Consider the following 22,696-nt stretch of genomic DNA (forward strand, 5'->3'; position numbering starts at 1 on the left):
GTTATTGCAAATAAGAAAGAGCTTGAAAAGGGCTTACAGGCCGATAGAATCCGGGTTAGGAATGAAGTTCATAAACGCCTGAAATTTAGCATAGTAGTTTTGCATGTTCAGCTGGTAATAGTACGCGCCGCGCTTTGAACCTGCTTTATCTTTCTCGTTCAGCTTAATCAATAGGCCTGTAGCCAGTACCCTTTTACTAAAGTTACGCTTATCAATGGTTGTATTGAAAACACATTCGTAAAGGTTCTGTAATTGAGGTAAAGTGAACTTTCCGGGCAGTAATTCAAATAAAATAGGGTGTAAAGCCGCTTTATAACGGATGCGTTGTTTGGCCAATTCTACCATCTCCTGCTGGTCGAAGATGATTTTTGGCGCGCGTTTCAACGAAAACCATTCGGCGTGGTAATCAGCGCTGATCTGCTTTTCGTACTTATGTATATCAACCAGCGCGAAGTAAGCTACTGATATGGTACGCTCAATAGGATCGCGCAGCGGGTTACCGAAAGTATGCAGTTGTTCTAAGTAAACACCCTCTAATCCAGTTAGTTGCTTTAATATTCGGTTAGATGCCTGGTCTAAGCTTTCATCAGGCTGAACAAACCCACCCATTAAACTCCAGTTGTTCTTTTCGGGCTGAAAACCTCTTTTTATTAGCAAGAGTTTTAAAGTTTCTCCGTCAAAACCAAATATGATACAATCAACTGCAAGTAAGAGCCTGGTCTGTTTCGAATATTTCTGCATTTTATAACGTTATGTGATTTTTCTAAAAAAAACAAATGTACTTATAAGAATTAAATTTTTTTTCAAAATAAAACGTGTACCCATTTTGATGTATTGTTACGTTTTAGCTTCGCTTTTAGTTAGTAATTAGTGTAACAAATACACTGCATTTATGAAAAATATTTTAAGTGTTTTTTTAACAATTAAATATTTTATTATATCTTCGATTTTAATTAAAAGGCTCTTGTAGCCCTTTATAAATTATAAGCAACCAATTATATAACAATACAACAAGCCGCGCCATATAAAGGTTAAAGCCTGTTGCTGTCACTTTTAGTATTAATATCTTATGAAAAGAAATTTTATTAACCTATTTATTACAAGCTGCTGCGCGGCAACACTATTTACTGCCTGCAATAATCAGGCTGGCAAGCAAAGCGGCGGGCAGGATTCAGTATCTACAAACAAAATGATCCCCGAAAAGAAAAACTTTGAAGCAACCATCAACGATAAACAAGTTGAGCTGTACGTGTTAAAGAACAAAAGCGGCGCCGAGGCAGCCATTACCAATTACGGCGGCAGGCTGGTGAGTTTGTTAGTACCCGATAATAAAGGAGCATTGACTGACGTGGTTTTAGGATACGATAGTTTAAAAAGCTATCAAAAACCGAAAGAGCCTTTCTTCGGTGCTATAATAGGTCGTTACGGTAACCGTATTGCTAAAGGAAAATTCACGCTTGATGGCAAAACATACCAGTTAGATATTAACGATGGTGTAAATACGCTGCATGGCGGCCTTAAAGGTTTTTACGCGCAGGTTTTTGATGCTAAACAGGTCGACGATCAAAACCTCGAACTTACTTATATATCTGATGACGGCCAGGGCGGTTACCCGGGCACGTTAACAGTTAAAGTAACTTATACCTTAACTGATGATAACGCCCTAAAGATAGTTTACCACGCTACTACTGATAAAGCAACGGTGGTAAACCTTACCAATCATGCTTATTTTAACCTTAACGGCGCGGGCAGCCCAACCATTACAGATAACGTATTGCAAATAAACGCCGATACATTTAATCCTGTTGATACCACGCTGATACCAACCGGTGTATTGCAACCGGTAAAAGGTACGCCTTTTGATTTTACTACGGCCAAGGCTATAGGCAAAGATATTGACGTTAAAGATGAACAACTGAAGAATGGCAAAGGCTACGATCACAACTTTGTGCTTAATAAAAATGATGGCAAGCAGCCTATCGCTATTGTAAGCAGCCCGCAAACCGGTATTAAAATGGAAGTGTACACTACCGAACCGGGCGTGCAGTTTTACAGCGGTAACTTTTTAACCGGTGCCGATCATGATGGTAAGGGCGGTAAGGCTTATGGCTTGCGTTCGGCATTTTGTTTGGAAACACAGCATTTTCCCGATTCGCCAAATCAACCAAAATTCCCGTCTACAGAGTTAAAACCGGGACAGGTGTACCATACCGAAACCACCTATAAATTTTTAACCAACTAAGAACCAACGCAGCAGTTAACAACTGATATTACAAACCATACTGTAAACCATGAGAATTTCTTCACTGTTATCAAAGATCGCGCTAACGGGATTGCTTGTTACAAACTACGCTTTCGCGCAACAAAAAAATACCATTGTTGTTGAAACCAAGCAGGGTAAAACGCAAATTAGTAAATACATATATAGCCATTTTGCCGAGCATTTGGGCAGATGTATATACGGTGGCTTTTATGTAGGCGATACCTCAAAAATTCCGAATACCAATGGGGTGCGTAATGATATTGTGGCGGCGTTAAAAAAAATGAAGATTCCTGCCCTGCGCTGGCCGGGCGGTTGTTTTGCCGATACCTACCACTGGCGCGACGGCGTAGGCCCTAAAGCCGAACGCCCATCGATAGTAAACCGCTGGTGGGGTGGCGTTACCGAAGATAACAGCTTTGGTACGCACGACTTTTTAAACATGTGCGAAGCTTTAGGTACCGAGCCATACCTGGCCGGTAATATTGGCAGCGGCACAGTGCAGGAACTGGCCGATTGGGTACAGTATGTAAATTCAGATACCAAGAACCCGATGTCGGACCTGCGGAAAAAGAACGGACGTGAGAAACCATGGAGCGTACGCTTTTGGGGTGTGGGTAACGAGGCCTGGGGCTGCGGCGGTAACATGACACCGGATTATTATGCCAACGAGTTCAGAAAATATGCTACGTTCATGTCCGACTGGACAAATACCGGTCATATCTTCCGTGTAGCATCTGGTGCTAATGTTGATGATTACAACTGGACGGAAACCCTGATGAAAGGCATCCCGAAACAAATGGTAGAAGGCGTGGCCCTGCACCATTACTCAATTGTGGAGTGGAACAAAAAAGGATCGGCAACTAAATTCAACGAGGATACTTACTTCAAAACCATCAAATCGGCCTTGCGCATGGAAGAACTGGTAACGAAGCATTCGGCCATTATGGATAAGTACGATCCGGAAAAGAAGGTAGCTTTAGTGGTTGATGAATGGGGCGGCTGGTACGAGGTGGAAGATGGCACGAACCCTGGTTTCCTGTATCAGCAAAACACCATCCGCGACGCGCTGATTGCCGGTGTTACCCTTAACATATTTAATAACCATGCCGAAAGGGTGCGCATGGCCAACCTGGCCCAAACAGTAAACGTATTGCAGGCAGTTATACTTACCGATAAAGAGAAGATGATACTTACGCCTACATACCACGTTATGGAAATGTATAGCGTACACCAGGATGCTACCTTGCTGCCTATAAAAGTTACCAGTAACGATTATACTTTCGGTACCGATAAACTGCCTGCCGTATCTGCTTCGGCATCGGTTGATAAGAGCGGGGTAACACATATCACCCTCGCTAACATCGACCCAAAGAACGCGCAGGATATTGAGCTGACGCTTGACGGCGGCGCTTACAAAACCGTAACAGGCAGGGCACTTACCTCAAAAAACCTGCAAGACCGCAACACCTTCGATCAGCCGAATGCGATACAACCGGTTGCTTTTAAAGGCGCGTCATTAAAAGGCGGCAAATTACAGGTGAAGCTATCGCCAATATCGGTAGTGGTACTGGAGTTGAAATAATTGAACGGCAAAAAAATAAACAACTATTACATATAGTAGCATTTGAATATGATTTTTAAAGGAACAAAAAAAATAGGCTTGCTGATAAGCGCGTTAGGGCTGTCGGTAACGGCGTTTTGCCAAACGGGTAAGGTGTACACCATTGATCCGGCGAAGGTAACGGCGCATATACAGCCTACCATGTACGGTATATTTTTTGAAGATATTAATATGGGTGCCGATGGCGGCCTGTATGCCGAATTGGTAAAGAACCGCTCGTTTGAGTTTGGCGATGCCTTGCAGGGCTGGAAAACCGAAGGCGGCAATGGTATAGTAAAAGTGGTTGACCGCAGCAGCGAACGTGCCGATAACCCTCATGTGATCAATGTAGATATCGCTTCAAATAGCGGTGCTTTTTCGTTAATTAATGAAGGTTTCCGTGGTATGGGAATCAAAAAAGGGGAGGGGTATAATTTTTCGGTTTTGAGCAAACAAGCAGCGGATAGTAAGGTGAAACTTACCATTGAACTTCGCGACGAGGCAGGCAAGGTGATAGCTACAACTTATCTACTACCTAACGGTGCCACATGGGCTAAGCACAGCGCTAAACTGGTGGCAACGGCATCGGCCAATAAGGCTAAATTGTACATCAGCTTTAAGGGTAAAGGTTCGGTTGATATAGATATGATATCACTGTTTCCACAGCATACCTGGAAGAACCGTGCCAATGGCCTGCGTGCCGACCTGGTACAAAAGCTGGCCGATATGAAACCGGGTTTCCTGCGTTTTCCGGGAGGCTGTATTGTAGAGGGCCGCGAGTTGAAAACCCGTTATCAATGGAAAAAAACCATTGGCGATATCGACACCCGCGAGAATGTAATTAACCGCTGGAACACCGAGTTCAAGCACCGCTTAACGCCCGATTATTACCAGAGCTTCGGCCTCGGTTTTATGGAGTACTTTATGTTGAGCGAAGATATAGGTGCCGAACCGCTGCCAATTTTAAATTGCGGTATGGCCTGCCAGTTCAACAGCGGCGAGCTTACCGAACTGGGTCAGCTTGACCCTTACGTGCAGGATGCCTTAGACCTGATTGAGTTTGCTAACGGTGGCCCTGAAACAGAATGGGGAAAGTTGCGCGCGCAATTAGGCCATCCGGCTAAGTTTAACCTGAAAATGCTGGGTGTGGGTAACGAAAACTGGGGGCCAAACTATATTGACCGCTGGAAGATCTTCCACAAAGCTATCAAGGCGAAATACCCTGACGTTAAAATAGTAACCAGTACCGGTACCGATCCGGATGGTGCAAGGTTTGATACGCTGAATACCGCTTTCCGTGCATTGGGTGCCGATATTTTGGATGAGCATTATTACCGCGCGCCAAAATGGTTCAGGGACAATGCCAAGCGGTATGACAAATATGATCGTAACGGTCCGAAGATATTCGCTGGTGAATACGCCGCGCAGAGTGTGGCTATCGCGAGTCCGCAGAATAAGAACAACTGGGAGTGCGCGTTATCTGAAGCCGCTTTCATGACTGGTCTTGAGCGTAATGCCGATGTAGTGGCCATGGCGTCGTACGCGCCACTGTTTGCGCATGTGGATGCCTGGCAGTGGACACCCGACCTAATTTGGTTTGACAACGAGCATAGCTACGGCACACCTAACTATTATGTACAAAAGCTTTACTCGCTTAATAAAGGTACAGATGTGGTACCGCTGCTATTGAATGACGAAGCCGTAACCGGGCAGAACGGCATTTTTGCTACCGCCAGTATCGATAAAAAGACCAACGAACTGCTTATTAAATTTGTAAATACAACTGATGCTAAGCAAACTGCCGCATTTGATATTAAAGGACTTGCTAAATATCAGCCAACGGCTACCATAACAACCCTGCAAAGCAACAAGCTTGATGCCGAAAATTCACTGACCAATCCGGTGGTGATAGCGCCTGTGGTTAGTCAGCTGAAAATAGCGGGTAAAAACTTAAGTGTAAGCGTTGAGCCGTATTCATTTACAGTGATCAAATTAAAAGCTAAATAAGTATGTTGTTTACTAAAAGATCATATTCTGTAACCGCTGTGGCTATTGCCGGTTTAGCTTTGGCATCGCTGGCATTCAATGCCTGTTCATCGGTAAAAGCTACGCAAAGTGTAGCCGGTGTGCACGATACCTTGCAGCGTAACCCGGTTATCAAAAACAAATACACTGCCGACCCGGCCGCTATGGTTTACAAGGATAAAGTGTACCTGTATACCGGCCATGATGTAGCACCGCCCGAAAAGAACTTTTACGAAATGCACGAGTGGCTATGCTTTTCATCATCGGATATGGTGAACTGGACGGAGCATCCATCGCCCCTCAATGTAAAAGAATTTAAATGGGCGCGTGATGATGCCTGGGCTTCGCAGGTGATAGAGCGTAATGGTAAATTTTACTGGTATGTAGCGGTTGAGCACGCTACCATACATGGCAAGGCCATTGGGGTGGCGGTATCTGATAGTCCGACAGGGCCGTTTAAGGATGCCCGTGGTTCGGCTATTATCACTAACGATATGACCACCGATACCAAGATCAGCTGGGACGATATCGATCCATCGGTAATTATTGATGATGACGGGCAGGCTTACCTGTTTTGGGGAAATACCGTTTGTTACTATGCCAAGCTAAAAGCTAATATGACAGAGCTTGACGGCCCTATCACTAAAATAAACGGCCTGCCGCATTATACCGAAGCTCCGTGGATCCATAAGCATGGCGACTGGTACTACCTCTCGTACGCTTACCAATTCCCCGAGAAACTGGCCTATGCCATGAGCAAGAGTATAAACGGGCCGTGGGATTTTAAAGGTTTGCTTAACGAAGTGGCCGGTAACTCCAATACCAACCACCAGGCTATTATTGATTTTAAAGGAAAATCATACATCGTTTATCATAACGGTGCTATGCAAACCAATGGCGGCAGTTTCAGGCGGTCGGTTTGTATTGATTATTTGTACTATAATAAAGATGGTTCTATTAAAAAGGTAGTAATGACCACCGAAGGCGTACAGCCGGTAAAATAATATGAAAAAGCTTTTTTTCTCGTGGGTGATGATCCTCGCGCTGCACAGCTGGTGCAGCGCACAGGATCTTAAAACCAATATATCGGTACATGATCCGGTGATGATCAAGCAGGATAGCCTGTACTACATCTTTTGTACGGGCAATGGCATCGCTATGTGGTCATCTGCCGATAGGGTACACTGGAAACAGGAAAAGCCCGTGTTTGATACCCCGCCAAAGTGGGCTGTTGATACCATCCCCGGCTTTAAAGGCCATATATGGGCGCCCGATATATCCTATTATAAAGGCTCATATTACCTGTTCTATTCGGTATCTGCCTTCGGGAAAAATACATCCGCCATCGGCGTAGCCACTAATACTACGCTGCATACTAATGATGTGGCTTATAAATGGGTTGATCATGGCAGGGTAATTCAATCCTATCCCGGTAAAACCAACTGGAACGCCATCGACCCAAACATTGCCACCGATAAAAGCGGAACGCCATACATGGTATTCGGTTCGTTTTGGGATGGTATAAAACTGGTGAAGCTAAAGAAAGACAGGTTGAGCTTGGCCGAAGATCCGGCTAAGATACCTACCATCGCGTCGCGCAAGAAGAATGCGAATGCTGCCAATCCACCCGCGGTGGATGGCAACCCGGCCGACGCGGGCGGCAACGCTATTGAAGCGCCGTTCATCTACAAAAAAGATAAATACTATTACCTGTTCGCTTCTATTGATTATTGCTGCAAGGGGCCGAAGAGTACATACAAAATGATAGTGGGCCGTGCTAAAAAATTACAGGGGCTATACCTTGACAAAACCGGTACGCCTATGCAAAGCGGCGGCGGTACTTTGGTTTTAGAGGGCGATAAAGATTGGTATGGCGTGGGGCACAACGCGGTAGCTAATTTTGAAGGAGCTGATTACCTGATATTTCACGCTTATGATGCAGCCGACAGGGGCATACCGAAACTGCGTATGGAAAAATTAAATTGGGCAGATGGCTGGCCTGTTGTAACAAAATAGTGCCTGTATGCTTTAAATAACAATATTTAACATTTAAAGCATATTGATTATGTTATGTTTGTGAAAAAGGAATTGCTACGAATGAAGGCTATAATTTTCGATTTAAACGGCACCATGATCAATGATATGTGGTATCATACACTGGCATGGGAAGGCATACTAAACGAAGATTTAGGCGGCTCCTTCACCCGCGAAGAGGTGAAGCAGAACATGTACGGCAAAAACCACGAACTGCTGGTACGCATGTTTGGCGAAGGCCACTTCACCCTCGAAGAAATGGACAGGCTATCGCTTGAAAAAGAAAAGCGGTATCAAAAAGCCTTTTTACCCGAACTAAGCCTGCTGCCTGGCTTGCCCGAATTTTTAGAGAATGCCTACCAAAAAGGTATCCCGATGGCTATCGGTTCGGCGGCTATTCCGTTTAATATTGATTTTGTGCTGGATGGTCTGAACATCCGCAAGTATATACAGGTGGTGGTAAGCGCCGATGACGTGGCGATAAGCAAACCCCACCCCGAAACCTTTTTAAAGGCGGCCCAACTGCTTAATGTTGAACCTGCCGATTGCCTCGTTTTTGAAGATGTGCCAAAAGGCGCGGAAGCCGCGGCCAACGCGGGCATGCAGGCCATCATCCTTACTACCACTCATGAGCCCTCCGAATTTGTCGGTCAGCATAATATTTTGCGCTTCGCTGCCGACTTTAGGGACGAATACATAGAAAACTTATTCTAACTTTTTCTCGTATATAATCAATAACGATAATTTATTAATCGTAAGGCTGTATTATTAACTCTGAATATCTTGTTTAAAATAATTCTCATTTAATAATATGACCTTCATATTAAAAAACTATCTTTAGAAAGTCCCCTTTACACTCACACATTATTCAATAGCACTTTAAATTTTAATTTAAACTAATGGCATTTTTAGACCATGTACTACAACGCCCTGCCTATGGTTGGCAAGACGAACAGGGGAATTTGATTAAACCCACGGTAAAGCAGTTGTTTGGTGAGTTTTTCTCGCGCCTCAATGTATTTGCCGATCGCAAGAACTGGCTGCCTTTCTTTAGCTGGTTCAAGGTATTGTGCCTTATCCCTTTCTTCTTTTTATTCCTGTTCAATTATCTTTCTGTGTGGACCGTGGGTGCAGCTTTTCTGTACAGCATGATCATCATGGGTACGCATGGTACCATTTGGCACCACCGCTATTGTACACATGGAGCTTATAAGTTCCGCAATAATTTTTGGCGTTTTGTAACCCAAAACTTAACCATCAGCGTAATTCCGGAAGAGATCTACGTGATATCGCACCACGTGCACCACGCGAAATCTGATCAGCCCGGCGATCCTTACAACGCACAAGCGGGTTTCTTTTATTGCTTTTTGGCCGATGTTAACCATCAATCTATCGCTAAAGACCTTAACGAGTCAGACTATAACCGCGTAAAACAACTGATGCGCCATACCGGTGTGCAGGCAAATAATTATAAGCAATACCAAAAATGGGGTTCGTATGTAAACCCGGCCCGTGCCGTTTTGGCCTGGGTGCTTAACTGGGGCTTTTGGTACGCGGCATTTTACTTTATCGGCGGTCACGCGCTGGCATGCAGCTTATTTGGCGCTGCCGGATTTTGGGCTGTAGGCGTACGTACCTTCAACTATGAAGGCCACGGCAAAGGTGAAGACAAACAACGCGAAGGTGTTGACCATAACGTGAACGACAAATCGGTTAACCAGCTTTGGCCGGGCATAGTAGCCGGCGAGTGGCACAACAACCACCACCTGTACCCTAAAAGCGCGCGTAGCGGCTTTAAACCGCACCAGGTTGATATGGCCTGGTATTATATTAAGTTTATGCACACCTTAGGTGCCATAAGCTCTTATAAAGACTCTAAGAAAAACTTCTACGAAAAATATTACCTGCCATACCTTGAAAGCAAGAACGGTATAGTACCTGTGCCGGTAGTGGTAGCCACACCTGTTAACGCACGCCGTAGTGGTGTACTGGCAGATTTGTAAGCTGTAAAATATTCCAATAAGAAAGCCTTTCAGTTATTGCTGAAAGGCTTTCTTGATTTTATAACTTCGCTTCAGTTTCTATAACGAAAGCCTTTAATTCGGCCATTTTACCATCGCGAAATCGCCATACATCGCAATAGGAGTAGTGGATTAGTTTCCCGTCTTCATTCTTCATGCTGATCTTACCGATCGCCGTAACAAAGTCGCCCTCGGCTACTAAGTACTCTACCTCAAACTTTGGCGGCTCCACATAAGCCTTGGCCATATATTGCCTAACAGCTTCTTTGCCTCGCAGGGTTTGCTCGCCCACAAATGTCCATTCCGTATCGTCGGTACAGTAGGTGAGGAAGCCCTCATTATCACCTTGGGTAACGGCTGCATTAGCTTTTTCGAGTATTGATTTGTTGGTGTTCATAGGATAAAAAGTTTTGTGACCCCGCTGAGGCTCGAACTCAAACCCCGCAAAAGTTGGCACACTTCAACTTAATTAACAATTTCCAGCTGTAAAGGTTAGTTGTTATTTATTGCTTTTATATAACCCCAACGTTAATTATACAAACACATGACTTGTTAGTATTCGGAAATAATTGTTTCTTTGTCGCACCAAAAAATAAAGCACCCGACTCCGTAGCTCAGTTGGTAGAGCAACAGACTCTTAATCTGTGGGTCCTGAGTTCGAGCCTCAGCGGGGTCACTTTAATTAGCCTCTAAATTTAGTTTTAGGGGCTTTTTTTATGTAGCGAAAATGCTCTTGTAATAGCACAAATAAATCCATGATTTATGTTGATTTCTTACCTTATAAAAATTATAAAAAAAAGTTGGATTCGAGAATAGCCTATAAATCAATTATAAATCTGGTAGCGTTCAATAATTCCATTTTCCCGTTACTTTTCAAGTAAATTTCTTCTCGCTTTCTTTATTATAAACTTCTACAATTTTAGTTGTTAGGTCTTGAAGAGCATTTAGGATATTCAAAAAGACTTTAGCTGCGTTGAGCGCATTTAGAGGATCAATAGATTTTAAGGTTTTATAATATATTTCAAAGCTATCAATATGTGCACCTACCTTTTGTCTAACGTTTGCAATTGCTGTATCAAACTTAAAATCTTTCTTGAATTGTTTTAGCTGATTTGATATGGTAAGCATTTCAGGAAGTAGTGTAACTGCCTTACTATTCAACATTTTTTTAAACCATTCATTGTACTTATTATAACGCACTACCGTTTCATAGATCAATGTGTAAGCATGTTTAGCATAGAACAGTTTTTCCCAATCACTGACAGTCACGAATAAATTCCTAACTACAACAGCCAAATCAAGTGTTGCTATGTTGAGAAGTGCGTTATATTCTAAAAGTTTATTAAGGTCTTCATAATTAATGGTCTCTGAATTTTGAGGTAATGAAGATTTAAATTTTAATAATTGCTCTTTAAAGTTCTTTATATCTTCCAAATGCTTAGCATGGAATATTAGACTTTTAGCGGTTTGTTCATATAATGCTAATCCAGCAGAAGTAGTTTCGATAGTTATAATTTCGCTCATTTTTAAAAATACAAAATCCATTATGAATTGCTGCATTTGGTATCCTATGTAATAATGTTATAAAAAAGAAGCCTTTCAGTGAAGGCCTTTTTAGCTTATAGTCCAGTGTTATCACCGCACCATCTTTTTACAGGTGGATAAGGAACATAAATGATTGTACGGTAATAATACCGATCACAGGCTGAAGAGCATTGGGAAAGTTTTTGTTAATGCAAAAATGTGGATAGCGTGAAAAAAAATAAACATTATAACATGAAATAAGTATCACAAATTATTTATAAACGTTCTTGTTTGTAAGAAACCTTTTAACAATGTGATATTGGAATTAGGTGATAAATAACCTAAAGACAGTTATAAAAGCGAAATGTAATATATGAAAATAATTTGATATTAAAACGCTAATCTGTTTTTGCAAGCGCAGTTTTTCATAAAATGGTCATTTTTTATGATTGTTGATAACTCGTCTTTTTGTTTAAAACTATCATATCATAACCCCGGTATCAAAACTTAAATTTGTTTACCAGATGAGAGGGATTTCGTCCCTCTCATTTAAACTTAAGATCAGTTTCGCAAAACTGGTTGATGTAGGACTTAAATATAAGACCGGCAAGTTTTGTAGTCACGTCTGCCCAGAAGTTCCCGCTTCGGGGTTTTTCATTATAACAAATCTATAAGACTAAATTCGTGCATGCAAGGTTAATTATTCTTTTTTCTGCACACAAATCATCTTAGCTGACATTATAATGACATAAATATTTATTCTGTTAATAACTTTTCTATGCAAAATTTAAGTAAGTGATAGAATATTACGTCACTTTTTACTTTATTTCGATATTAAATCTGCGACGGGCAATCACTGACTTTATTCGTTTATAATTGTATCCACCAGTCCAAATTCCCACCTTAAATAAATCGTTTTTGTAACATAAAATGCTATTCAGCTATGGTCGGTGTTATCACCGCACCATTTTTTTAGAGGTGGATAAGGAACATAAGCGGTGGTGCGGTGATAACACCGACCACAGGGTGAAATGAGAGCCCTTCACGAAAGTGAGGGGTTTTTTATTGGAACCTTTTTGTGGTGCTGGTACACTTGTTTATGAAGTGAGTCTATTGAGTTCTGAATCGAGTGATATAGATAACTACTCCTGCTATTGTTGAAATTACTAATACTGCTGCCATAAGTTTTAAGTTTGGTTTAATATACAAATTTGAATCGATTTTTGTTTAAATAAAATGTAACATAACAGACAGTCAAAATATTAAATCAACTAAAGAGTGGATACTTGACCTAAGATTAAGTCCTCGCCAATCTAAATTCCCACCCCACATAAATCGTTTTTGTAACTTAAAATGCTATTTTTAGTGCGATTTATAAACCATACTTCGAAATACATCATAAACCACTGAAAATTTAAATGAGAATCAAGTATCTACTGCAAATCGTGTTGATGGGGGCTGCTTTAAACGGCGCGGCCCAGTCGGCAAAAAGTAACCTTGTACCGGCGGCTTATACCATGAGTCGTGCGCCTTTGCGCCAAAACCCTTATGTCGAACTTCCGCTGGGTGCCATCAGGCCGCAGGGCTGGCTGCGCGAAATGCTGGTGAGGCAAAAGAACGGTGCTACCGGTAACCTCGATAAGCTGTACCCGCTGGTAATGAACCAGCGCAATGGCTGGCTGGGCGGCGACGGCGATCAATGGGAACGCGGTCCGTACTGGATTGACGGGTTGTTGCCTTTGGCCTATATATTAAACGATAAGGAGCTGATAGCGAAGGTGAAACCGTGGGTAGAGTGGTCGATAAAAAGCCAGCAGCCCGATGGCTACTTCGGTCCGTCGAAAGATTACAGCGGCGAACCCGGTTTGCAGCGCGATAACAGCCGCGACTGGTGGCCAAAAATGGTGATGCTAAAAATATTAAAGCAATACTATTCGGCCACGGGCGATAAAAGAGTGATCACCCTCATGACTAATTATTTCAAATACCAGCTGAAAGAATTACCGCAGAAACCGCTGGATCATTGGTCGTTTTGGGCCAAATACCGCGAGGGCGATAACCTGCAAGTGGTGTACTGGTTGTATAATATTACGGGCGATAAATACCTGCTTGATCTGGCCGATCTGCTGCACAAGCAAGGTTTCGATTTTACCAATGCCTTTTTAAATACCGATATGCTGGCCAGTGCAGGCAGTATCCATGGGGTAAATTTGGCACAGGGCATGAAAGAACCTATCATTTACTACCAGCAACACCCCGAAGCGCAGTATGTAGATGCCACTAAAAAAGGCTATGCCGATTTGCGCAAGTTTAACGGTATGGCGCATGGCCTGTATGGCGGCGATGAAGCGCTGCACGGTAATAACCCAACCCAGGGTTCGGAGCTATGTAGTGCTGTGGAGATGATGTTTACGCTGGAAAGCACGCTGGAGATTACCGGTGATGTGAATTATGCCGATCAATTAGAGAAGATAGCCTTCAACGCCCTGCCAACACAAACCACGCCCGATTATATGAATCGCCAGTACTTTCAGCAGGCTAACCAGGTGATGCTTACACGGCAGCCGCATAATTTTGATGTTAACCATGCCGGTACCGATGTATGCTACGGCCTGCTTACCGGTTACCCTTGCTGCACATCAAACATGCACCAGGGCTGGCCTAAGTTTGTACAAAACCTTTGGTACGCTACCGCCGATAAGGGTGTTGCCGCGCTGGTTTATTCGCCAAGCGAGGTAAGCGCTTCGGTGGCTGATGGGGTGCCGGTAACGTTTAAAGAAGAAACCAATTATCCTTTTGATGAAACCATTAAGTTTACACTAAGCACCGGTAAAAAAACGAAAGCGGTTACGTTCCCTTTTCACCTGCGGATACCGGCGTGGTGTGAAAACGCGGTAATTAAGGTGAACGGACAAGAATTGCAACAAGCTACAGGTAACCAAATTGTAAAGATAAACCGCGAATGGAAAAGCGGCGATGTGCTTGAACTGACCTTGCCTATGCACATCTTTAAAAATACCTGGTACGAAAATTCGGCATCAGTAGAACGTGGCCCGATAGTTTACGCGCTTAAAATGGGCGAAGAAACAAAAAAGGTGATCAACGATAAAGACCCAATTGCTTACGGCAGCTCGTACTACGAAGTTCGCCCTACAACACCGTGGAACTATGGTTTGGTTGAAGTGCCCAACAATAAGCTGAACGAAACCTACAAGGTTGAAAAGGCCGCTACGGTAGCCCTTTTCCCGTGGACTTTAGCTAATTCGCCGATAACTATAAAGGCTAAGGCGAAACGCATACCGCAATGGCAACTGTACAATGAAATGGCCGGACCCGTACCTTACAGTATTATTTACAACGAGGGTATGGAAAACCAAAAGGAAGAAGAAGTAACACTGGTGCCTTACGGTTGCACCCAATTGCGTATTTCGCAGTTCCCGGTGGTAAGGTAACGGTCGGGGTTAAATTATAAGTGTTAGAAATACTACGTGTCATCTCGACCGTAGGGAGAGATCTTCTTCGCCCTGTAAGTCTGCTACTTGCTTGGCGAAGAAGATTTTTCGCTACAGCTCAAGAGATAGTTTCTCCTCGTTCCTTATTCGATAACATTTTTTTGTCTTCCGGCTTCGTATTTGTCATAAAGCAGTTACATTGATGGCTTCAATAATTGCCGCATATTGTATAGTTTAGTTGCGCTCATCTTTACCTGTAACAAACCATGAAAAAACTGATCTTCCTGCTTCTGCTGATTCCTTCTGTTGTCACCTTCGCACAGCAGGAATACGTAACCGAAAAAGCCATACACTACTATGACGACGCCATAAATAAAACCGATGCTTACATCGCTTCGCAGTGCGTGCTGGATATTTATTACCCTAAAGGCGTAAAAAACTTCGCTACCATTGTTTGGTTCCACGGCGGCGGATTAACCGGCGGTGGCCGCGAGTTGCCAAAAGAACTCATGAACAAAGGTTACGCGGTAATTGGCGTAGGTTACAGGCTATCGCCGAAGGTAAAAGCGCCTGCTTACATTGAAGACGCGGCGGCGGCAGTTGCCTGGGCGTTTAAACATATCGGCAGCTATGGCGGTAACAATAAGCAGATCTTTTTATCGGGGCATTCTGCCGGTGGCTACCTGGCCATGATGATCACGCTCAATAAAAAATACCTGAACAAATACCAGGTTGATGCCAATAACATAGCCGGATTGATTCCCTTTAGCGGACAATGCATTACCCATTTTACCGTACGGCAGGAGCGGGGTATTAAAGATACCCAACCTATTATTGACGAGTACGCGCCGCTTTACTTTGTACGTGCCGATGCCCCACCAACGCTGCTCATAACCGGCGACGCGGAGATGGAACTGCTTGGCCGCTACGAAGAAAACGCCTACATGTTACGCATGATGAAACTGGCAGGCCATACCAAAACCCGGTTGCTGCAACTACAGGGATACGACCATGGTGGCATGGCCGTACCGGCCTTTCCGTTGCTGCTGAAAGAAGTTGCAGCTATATTGAAGGGTAAGTAATGCCCTTGTGAGAAAGTAATACAGTGTTTATCCACCAAAAGCCACCTAAGTTTTATAACTTACAGCTCTATTACCTCACATACTATGGCTGATACTCCTCTTATTCAAATACGCGATCTTTCAAAACATTACGGCGACAAGCACGTGCTAAAAGGGCTTTCGCTGGATATTTACCCGGGGCAGGTAATTGGTTACATAGGGCCAAATGGCGCGGGTAAGTCAACCACGGTTAAGATACTTACAGGGCTTATTCCCGAGTTTGAGGGCGAGGTAATTGTAGATGGCATCAACATGGCAACAGCTCCGCTCGAAATTAAAAAGCTGATAGGCTATGTGCCCGAAAATGCCGAGATCTACGATGTGCTCACCCCTATGGAATACCTTGATTTTATAGGCAAGCTGTATGGTATGGAGGAATCTGTTTTGCACGACAGGGCTCGGAAGCTGCTGGTGGCATTTGGTTTAGGTACTAATGGCGACGATCGCATGGATACCTTCTCCAAGGGGATGAAACAAAAGGTACTGCTGATATCAGGCATTATCCATAACCCGCGGATTATTATATTGGATGAACCCCTGTCGGGGTTGGATGCCAACGCGGTAATTATGATCAAGGAGTTGATCATGCGCTTGTCGCAGGAGGGAAAAACCATCTTCTACTGTTCGCACATGATGGATGTGGTAGAGAAAGTATCCGACAGGATCTTGCTTATCAACAAAGGCGAAATTATTGCCGATGGTACCTTTGAATCGTTAAAGCAAAACCATAGCGATACGCTGGAACGCATCTTTTCAAAGCTTACCGGTCGCGAAGATTCGTCAACCGAAACGGATGCTATTATCAATGCCTTTGATTAACCTGTTCACCGTTCCTCTGCATGAAATCATTTCTACAAAAGTTCTCGATAGATAAGCTGTTCCTGTATTTTGTATCCGGCTTTTACCCCGTTTTGGCTAAAACGGGTGTTGATACCGCGCAGCTTGCCGAAATACTGCGCATCAAATTAATGATGGATACCCGCAGGCCGAAAGCCATGTTCGCTACCCGTAAAGATGCCAAAAAGAACGCGCAGCAATCGCCGCCATGGCTGGTTAACTTTTTTACCATGCTGATGGGCGTTTTTATAGGTATGGTACTTTTTTTAAATGACATGCCTTTTGTGGGGCAAACGTATTACTTCATCATATTTATGGTGCTGATGTCGCTCACGCTGATATCAGATTTTACCACGGTATTAATTGACAGCCGCGATCAGTTTATCCTGCTACCCAGGCCGGTTAATGATCGTACCATAGCGGTATCGCGCATATTGCATATCAGTATTTATGTGCTCCGGCTGGCGTTGCTGCAGGGCCTGCCCGCGTTAATTATTGTTGGCATGCTCGATGGTATTTGGGCTGTACCCATATTTTTTGTGCAGATACTGGAAGCTACTTTTTTAAGCATATTTTTCGTCAATATCATTTACCTGCTGCTGATGCGGTCGGTAAGTCCGCAACGGTTTAAGGATGTGATCAGCTATTTCCAGATCGGTTTTTCGGTGATCATCTTCGCGGCGTATTACCTGGTACCGAGGCTTATCAACGTATCGGTTCTGGGTAAGATAGCCTTGCTTTCGCATTCGTGGGCGTACCCTTTGCCGCCGGTATGGATAGCCGCGCTCAATGAGGTGCTCATACATCCCTCACGATCAAACCTTGTTACCAGTCTACTGGCTATTGCAGGCATCACAGTTCCGCTTGGCGGTTTATGGTTTGTGGCTAAGGTTTTAGCGCCCGGTTTTAATAAGCGCCTGGCCGTTATAGCTACTTCGGATGCCAACAATAGCAAAGAGCCTGTAATTAAGAAAGCAGGGCAATCGGGCTTTATCGAAAAACTGGCCAATTTTGTAGCACCAGAACCGTTAGAGAATGCCGGATTCAGAATCACCTGGAAGCTTGCCGCCCGTACCCGCGAATTTAAAATGAAGGTTTATCCTGCCTTTGCTTATGTGCCTATTTACTTTTTGTACTTCGCGCTAAACGGCAAAGGGAATGATCTTAACGAACGTTGGGAAACGTTACAAAGCGGGCACAATTACGTGTTCCTGATTTACCTGTGTACTTTCCTGCTGTCGAGCATATTAATGAATATCTCCATGACGGAAAAATATAAGTCGGCCTGGGTATATTACGCCTTACCTGTTGATAAGCCAGGCAAAATACTATCGGGCATGTATAAGGCAATTATTACGCTGTATTTTTTACCTTATTGTTTAGTACTAAGTGCAGGTATAATTGCCGTTTGGGGACCGCAGGCTATTAACGATATTTTGCTGGCCTTACTGGTGAGCCTTATTTACGGTATATTACTGGCGCTTTTTATGGTGAAGGGTTTACCCTTTTCAAAGCCTGTAGTAGCCAGCCAGGGTGGGGGCAAGTTAATTACCTCTTTGGTGATCCTCATTTTTACAGGTGGCATCGGTTTCGGGCATTACCTTTTAATGCGGTGGGAAATGGTTGTATGGATTGCCATTATCCCGGCGCTGCTGATCAACTGGCTTATGTTCCGTTCGTACAAAAAACAAACCTGGCGCGATCTGGAGGTAGAAGAAATATAAATTCTACTCACTTGCCTTTTGCAGCAGGTAAAAATGCACTGTGGTACGCCCGGTAAAGCCGAGGTTTTGATAAACCTTAATGGCCCGGTCATTATCGTGCCTAACGTGCAGAAACGGGATACCCCCTGCTGCTTTAATGCGTTGCACCTGGTATTGAACCAACTGCCGGGCGTAACCCTTACCTAAATGATCGGGGTGGGTACAAACAGCGCTGATCTCGGCGTATGGCGGCGCATGCATACGCTGGCCGGCCATGGCTACCAATTCATCATTATGAAAAATGCCTGTATAATGCCCAAACTCAATAGTACGTAACGAAAATGGTCCGGGATTAGTGAGCTTGGTAAGCGCTATCATTTGCGTGATATGCTCTTCGGTTAAACTAATGATTTCTGCATCGGTAGATTGTAGTTGCACTTCCGCATCGCAAACCATTTGCAGGCCTTTTATATAGAAAAGCGTATTGAGCACCGCCGGGATCTGCATTTCGCTTAAGGAGAGTAACAAAATGGGGTTGTTGTGCGGTAATATTTCGAACAGATGCAGCATGTTTTCCACAGAATTATCGCTCAAGCCAACAAAAGGCGAAACCTCTCTGTCGAAATACTTCACCACATCATTGCCGTCGCCGAGGTGCCGGTTGCCGGTACCCAAAGCATACCAGGCCGGGTTGTTCAATACATATTCCATTTACAGCAAACCTATAAAAAAAGTGCTAATGATGGATAGGATATAAGTATTGGGAAATATAGAATTGCCACTTCGCTATCCGTCAGCAAAGAAGCTTTGACGATAATTGTAGCACAAACTTAAGTAAAGATTGCTCTTACCTTACAGCAATGACGATAGTGATAAAAAGAGTACTAAAAACGCGACGTGATTGCTTCGTACCTCGCAATGACATGTTTTAAAAATTGCTTATAAAATGGGTCATCCTGAGCTTGTCGAAGGATCGTGCGCAGAGGCCTCTACTCGCGCACCCTTCGACAAGCTCAGGGTGACAGGCTATACGCGTCATCGCACCTTTATAGTTCCCGGATTTAAAAACTCGTAATGACAAGTTTTTATAAATCTTTTATATTAATTAACTCGCAATACGTTTTTCCGGCAGGTATGTAGCGGCAAGCTCAGTAAGGGTTTCTTTTTTCAGTGGTTTGCTGATATAACCTTTTACACACGCGTATTGCGCGGCTTTCAATTTATCGTTAATATCAATTGATGAGGTAACCACAAAAACATCAGGTTGTTTATGCAATGAGGGCAACAAGGTTTCCAGGTGAACCAAAAAATCCCAGCCGGTGTATGGCATGTTCAAATCGAGAAAAATAATATCGGGCAGAATATCGGTTTCGTTATAATACTCTTCCATAAAAGAAATAACCATAGCCCCGTCGGTGCTGTGAACAGCATCAGGGAACACATCATAGCTTTCAAACATTCGCTGAATAATCATGTGTTCCATGGGGTTATCGTCAATCACAATCGCTTTACACATATCAAAAAATGGTTTATAATATTGTTTATATCATAACAATTGATGTGCCAGTAAAATGATTGGCTAAATAGTGTGAAATGTGGGGTGTAGTTGGTGTGAAAAGTACACACTTGATGAAAAACGGGAAATAATGAGCAATAAAGCACGCAATTATTAGCTTTAAAATGAAGCAATGTGTATGGAACAACGTGTTCATTCCTGTTCATTCATATAAATGTCAACCCAACAATAACTTATTGGCGGTACCCACGTAAAAGCGTTTAGTGAGGGGTAAATTATAAACATGAGCATGAAGTCCGGACCATTGCGCATCGCGGTTATTTATATTATTATCAGTTTAATTTGGATCACTTGTAGTGACAAGTTATTGTTTTATTTTTTTCAGCAGCTCAGCGAGAACCAACTGCTGTTGATCGGATCGGTAAAGGGATGTTTTTTTGTAAGTGGTACCGGTTTGGCACTTTACCTGCTCATCAACAGCAACGAAAAAAAGCTGAGTAATAGCGAAGCCCAATACCGCAGCATGTATGAGGCCAATCCAGAACCGATGTGGATCTACGATGAGGCTACATTGAAGATATTATCGGTAAATGACGCGGCCATTGCGGCCTATGGCTATTCCCGTGCAGAGTTTTTAAGTAAATCTATCCTCGATATAAGGCCTGCCCAAGATGTGGAAAAGGTAAAAGAAGCCACCAAAAAAGTACAGGCCGAGCCAAACAAGAGTGGCAAATGGAGGCATCTGAAAAAAGATGGTTCGTTGATCACTGTAATTATCATATCGCACAAAATAAGGTTTAATGAACATGCTGCGGTAGTAGTTATGGCGCGCGACATAACCGAGCGTGTTACTTTTCAGGATGCCTTGCAAAAGGTTAACCAGGATTTGCAGGCCGAAAGAACCAAGCTTCGCGAAACGCAGCGCATATCGAGAGTTGGCGGCTGGGAGTTTTACCCGGAAAATAATAACCTGGTATGGTCTGCCGAGGTATATGAAATTACCGGGATCAGCGCGGACGATACACGGCCGGCTTTTGATATTTATATAAAGCACATTCACCCCGAAGACCGCCCGCAGATGGTTGCCGGTTTGCAAAGTCTGCTGAAAGAAGGTCGCCACCTGGATGTTACGCACAGGATAATAGGTTTAGACGGCGAGATCCGTTACATAAGGCAACTTGCTAAATTAGAAACCTCGCCCGAAACAGGGCCGAAGATTATCGGTTCTATGCAAGATATCACCGAGATAAAGCAGCTTGAAGAGGAGCGGAACAAATATTTCTACAGCCTCGAAAATACACTCAACAGCATGAGCGATGCCTTCTTCGCGCTGGATGTAAAGATGGATATTATTCGCTGTAACCAGGTTTTTTTGAGTATTATAGGTAAACCCGGTGAAGAGGTGATCGGTATGAATATCTTTAATGTTTTCCCCAAAGAGAGAAATAAACTTTACCCGGCTTATGAAAAAGCGCTGCATGAGAAAGTGATTGTTAAGCTGGATGAATATTCAACCAATCTGGAAAAATGGATCAGGCTGGCGGCTTACCCAACCGATGAGGGTGTGGCTGTTTACTTTTCAGATATCACCGAGCATAAGCTGAAAGACAGCCAGTTGAAAGAAGCCATAGAGCGTTACGAACTGGTAGCGCAAGCCACACGCGATGTGATCTACGATTTGGACATGGTGAATAATCAACTGGTTTACAATACCAGCCTTACACAACTGGTGAAGATACCGATAGACCAGGTAGGGTACGACCTGCAATGGTGGCGCTCGCTTATTCATCAGGATGATGTGGCTAATGTAGCCGCGAGTCAGCACAAGATCAGTAGCGAGGGTAAAACCAATTGGGAATGCGAATACCGTATCGATATTGGTGGCGGCGAGTATAAGTATGTAATGGATCAGGGTTATTTTGTGTATAACGATCAAAAGGAACCTGTAAGGTTGATAGGTGCCATAAGAGATATTGACGAACTGAAGCGCTCTATCAACGAAAATAAACGACTGGCCGATTTAATTACCCGGGTAAACAACATGATTATCGTTACCGATTGCCAAAACCGGGTAGAATGGGTAAACCGTGCTTTTGAAGAGAATACAGGTTTTAAACTGCCTGAAATAGCAGGTAAAACACCGTTCGAATTTTTGACCGGGCCAAGTATGGCACCTGAAACAGTTGAAAAATTACTCACCCATATTAAAGCACACGAAGCTTTCGTGCTCGACCTCATCATTTACACCATCGATAACGTACCGGTGTGGGTAGCTGCCGAGTTTACGCCATCATTTAATAGCAAAGGCGAATACCAGGGATATATAGCCGTGTATCAAAATATCAATTCGCGCAAGGAAAAGGAAGATGAGGTAAAACGCCAAAACGAATTTTTAAGGGAGGTAGCCTGGATGAGTTCGCACGAGATACGCCGGCCTGTAGCTACCATACTGGGCCTGATGAACCTTACCGAAACTGCCGGCACCATAGAAGAAAAGGACGAAATGCTGGGACTGATAGGCCAAACCGCCCGCGAAATGGATACCATAGTGCATTCCATCAATGAAAAAATAGCCGCCGCTGTACATTATAATAAATAGG

General features: G+C 43.6%; 17 protein-coding genes and 1 tRNA gene. 13 read left to right on the forward strand and 5 right to left on the reverse strand.

The features are described 5' to 3' along the window. Positions 1–33: 33 nt before the first annotated feature. Complete coding sequence (locus AC07NA_RS06115) at positions 34–741, reverse strand: NUDIX hydrolase (RefSeq protein ID WP_345210141.1); 708 nt, start codon at positions 739–741, stop codon at positions 34–36. 328 nt (positions 742–1,069) lie between these two features. Here AC07NA_RS06115 and AC07NA_RS06120 point away from each other — a divergent pair, with 328 nt between their 5' ends. The 7 genes from AC07NA_RS06120 to AC07NA_RS06150 all read left to right on the forward strand — a co-directional run bounded on the left by AC07NA_RS06120 (position 1,070) and on the right by AC07NA_RS06150 (position 9,925). After that, positions 1,070–2,242, forward strand: coding sequence for an aldose epimerase family protein (locus AC07NA_RS06120; RefSeq protein WP_494896559.1), 1,173 nt, complete (start codon positions 1,070–1,072; stop codon positions 2,240–2,242). A 49-nt stretch (positions 2,243–2,291) separates the two neighbouring features. Next, positions 2,292–3,845: an alpha-N-arabinofuranosidase gene (locus AC07NA_RS06125; protein WP_345210139.1), complete on the forward strand. Its 1,554-nt coding sequence runs from the start codon at positions 2,292–2,294 to the stop codon at positions 3,843–3,845. 48 nt (positions 3,846–3,893) lie between these two features. Continuing rightward, positions 3,894–5,870, forward strand: a complete 1,977-nt coding sequence (locus AC07NA_RS06130; protein ID WP_494896561.1) for an alpha-L-arabinofuranosidase family protein — start codon at positions 3,894–3,896, stop codon at positions 5,868–5,870. Between the two features lie 2 nt (positions 5,871–5,872). Next, on the forward strand, positions 5,873–6,892 hold the full coding sequence (locus tag AC07NA_RS06135) for a glycoside hydrolase family 43 protein (protein WP_494896563.1): 1,020 nt from the start codon (positions 5,873–5,875) through the stop codon (positions 6,890–6,892). 1 nt (position 6,893) lies between these two features. Further along, positions 6,894–7,904 (forward strand): family 43 glycosylhydrolase, encoded by a 1,011-nt coding sequence (locus tag AC07NA_RS06140; RefSeq protein WP_494896565.1) that lies wholly within the window; start codon positions 6,894–6,896, stop codon positions 7,902–7,904. Positions 7,905–7,985: 81 nt separating this feature from the next. After that, on the forward strand, positions 7,986–8,636 hold the full coding sequence (locus AC07NA_RS06145) for an HAD family hydrolase (RefSeq protein ID WP_494896567.1): 651 nt from the start codon (positions 7,986–7,988) through the stop codon (positions 8,634–8,636). A 185-nt stretch (positions 8,637–8,821) separates the two neighbouring features. Then, complete coding sequence (locus AC07NA_RS06150) at positions 8,822–9,925, forward strand: fatty acid desaturase (RefSeq protein WP_345210134.1); 1,104 nt, start codon at positions 8,822–8,824, stop codon at positions 9,923–9,925. A gap of 58 nt (positions 9,926–9,983) precedes the next feature. Here the strand turns inward: AC07NA_RS06150 and AC07NA_RS06155 are convergent, their stop codons facing one another. Then, the gene (locus AC07NA_RS06155; RefSeq protein ID WP_494896569.1) at positions 9,984–10,340 is read right to left on the reverse strand and encodes a nuclear transport factor 2 family protein; all 357 of its coding nucleotides are present in this window, start codon (positions 10,338–10,340) and stop codon (positions 9,984–9,986) included. A gap of 206 nt (positions 10,341–10,546) precedes the next feature. Between AC07NA_RS06155 and AC07NA_RS06160 the strand changes: the two genes are divergently transcribed. After that, positions 10,547–10,619: transfer RNA gene (locus tag AC07NA_RS06160), tRNA-Lys, on the forward strand. Between the two features lie 197 nt (positions 10,620–10,816). Here the strand turns inward: AC07NA_RS06160 and AC07NA_RS06165 are convergent. After that, complete coding sequence (locus tag AC07NA_RS06165; protein ID WP_494896571.1) at positions 10,817–11,503, reverse strand: hypothetical protein; 687 nt, start codon at positions 11,501–11,503, stop codon at positions 10,817–10,819. A 1,382-nt stretch (positions 11,504–12,885) separates the two neighbouring features. Between AC07NA_RS06165 and AC07NA_RS06170 the strand changes: the two genes are divergently transcribed. The 4 genes from AC07NA_RS06170 (at position 12,886) to AC07NA_RS06185 (ending at position 18,601) form a co-directional block, all read left to right on the forward strand. Beyond that, on the forward strand, positions 12,886–14,919 hold the full coding sequence (locus tag AC07NA_RS06170) for a beta-L-arabinofuranosidase domain-containing protein (RefSeq protein ID WP_494896572.1): 2,034 nt from the start codon (positions 12,886–12,888) through the stop codon (positions 14,917–14,919). A 266-nt stretch (positions 14,920–15,185) separates the two neighbouring features. Further along, positions 15,186–16,001 (forward strand): alpha/beta hydrolase, encoded by an 816-nt coding sequence (locus AC07NA_RS06175; RefSeq protein WP_494896574.1) that lies wholly within the window; start codon positions 15,186–15,188, stop codon positions 15,999–16,001. 84 nt (positions 16,002–16,085) lie between these two features. Continuing rightward, complete coding sequence (locus AC07NA_RS06180; RefSeq protein WP_345210128.1) at positions 16,086–16,859, forward strand: ABC transporter ATP-binding protein; 774 nt, start codon at positions 16,086–16,088, stop codon at positions 16,857–16,859. A gap of 20 nt (positions 16,860–16,879) precedes the next feature. Next, a complete protein-coding gene (locus AC07NA_RS06185) occupies positions 16,880–18,601 on the forward strand; it encodes a hypothetical protein (protein WP_494896576.1) in 1,722 nt (573 codons plus the stop codon). A 3-nt stretch (positions 18,602–18,604) separates the two neighbouring features. Here AC07NA_RS06185 and AC07NA_RS06190 read toward each other — a convergent pair whose 3' ends face one another. Both AC07NA_RS06190 and AC07NA_RS06195 read right to left on the reverse strand, forming a co-directional pair. Further along, complete coding sequence (locus AC07NA_RS06190) at positions 18,605–19,291, reverse strand: GNAT family N-acetyltransferase (RefSeq protein WP_494896577.1); 687 nt, start codon at positions 19,289–19,291, stop codon at positions 18,605–18,607. A 394-nt stretch (positions 19,292–19,685) separates the two neighbouring features. Continuing rightward, positions 19,686–20,096: a response regulator gene (locus AC07NA_RS06195; RefSeq protein ID WP_494896578.1), complete on the reverse strand. Its 411-nt coding sequence runs from the start codon at positions 20,094–20,096 to the stop codon at positions 19,686–19,688. 283 nt (positions 20,097–20,379) lie between these two features. On the opposite strand from AC07NA_RS06195, the gene AC07NA_RS06200 reads away from it, so the two are divergent. Next, positions 20,380–22,695, forward strand: coding sequence for a PAS domain S-box protein (locus tag AC07NA_RS06200; RefSeq protein ID WP_494896579.1), 2,316 nt, complete (start codon positions 20,380–20,382; stop codon positions 22,693–22,695). Position 22,696 lies beyond the last annotated feature (1 nt).

The sequence above is a fragment of the Mucilaginibacter sp. GW821-FHT07G05 genome (assembly GCF_059418565.1).

Bases quoted from the DNA above. Each gene is read 5' to 3' on its own strand.
- AC07NA_RS06115 (WP_345210141.1), bottom strand. From the start codon at position 741: ATGCAGAAATATTCGAAACAGACCAGGCTCTTACTTGCAGTTGATTGT.
- AC07NA_RS06120 (WP_494896559.1), top strand. From the start codon at position 1,070: ATGAAAAGAAATTTTATTAACCTATTTATTACAAGCTGCTGCGCGGCA.
- AC07NA_RS06125 (WP_345210139.1), top strand. From the start codon at position 2,292: ATGAGAATTTCTTCACTGTTATCAAAGATCGCGCTAACGGGATTGCTT.
- AC07NA_RS06130 (WP_494896561.1), top strand. From the start codon at position 3,894: ATGATTTTTAAAGGAACAAAAAAAATAGGCTTGCTGATAAGCGCGTTA.
- AC07NA_RS06135 (WP_494896563.1), top strand. From the start codon at position 5,873: ATGTTGTTTACTAAAAGATCATATTCTGTAACCGCTGTGGCTATTGCC.
- AC07NA_RS06140 (WP_494896565.1), top strand. From the start codon at position 6,894: ATGAAAAAGCTTTTTTTCTCGTGGGTGATGATCCTCGCGCTGCACAGC.
- AC07NA_RS06145 (WP_494896567.1), top strand. From the start codon at position 7,986: ATGAAGGCTATAATTTTCGATTTAAACGGCACCATGATCAATGATATG.
- AC07NA_RS06150 (WP_345210134.1), top strand. From the start codon at position 8,822: ATGGCATTTTTAGACCATGTACTACAACGCCCTGCCTATGGTTGGCAA.
- AC07NA_RS06155 (WP_494896569.1), bottom strand. From the start codon at position 10,340: ATGAACACCAACAAATCAATACTCGAAAAAGCTAATGCAGCCGTTACC.
- AC07NA_RS06165 (WP_494896571.1), bottom strand. From the start codon at position 11,503: ATGCAGCAATTCATAATGGATTTTGTATTTTTAAAAATGAGCGAAATT.
- AC07NA_RS06170 (WP_494896572.1), top strand. From the start codon at position 12,886: ATGAGAATCAAGTATCTACTGCAAATCGTGTTGATGGGGGCTGCTTTA.
- AC07NA_RS06175 (WP_494896574.1), top strand. From the start codon at position 15,186: ATGAAAAAACTGATCTTCCTGCTTCTGCTGATTCCTTCTGTTGTCACC.
- AC07NA_RS06180 (WP_345210128.1), top strand. From the start codon at position 16,086: ATGGCTGATACTCCTCTTATTCAAATACGCGATCTTTCAAAACATTAC.
- AC07NA_RS06185 (WP_494896576.1), top strand. From the start codon at position 16,880: ATGAAATCATTTCTACAAAAGTTCTCGATAGATAAGCTGTTCCTGTAT.
- AC07NA_RS06190 (WP_494896577.1), bottom strand. From the start codon at position 19,291: ATGGAATATGTATTGAACAACCCGGCCTGGTATGCTTTGGGTACCGGC.
- AC07NA_RS06195 (WP_494896578.1), bottom strand. From the start codon at position 20,096: ATGTGTAAAGCGATTGTGATTGACGATAACCCCATGGAACACATGATT.
- AC07NA_RS06200 (WP_494896579.1), top strand. From the start codon at position 20,380: ATGAGCATGAAGTCCGGACCATTGCGCATCGCGGTTATTTATATTATT.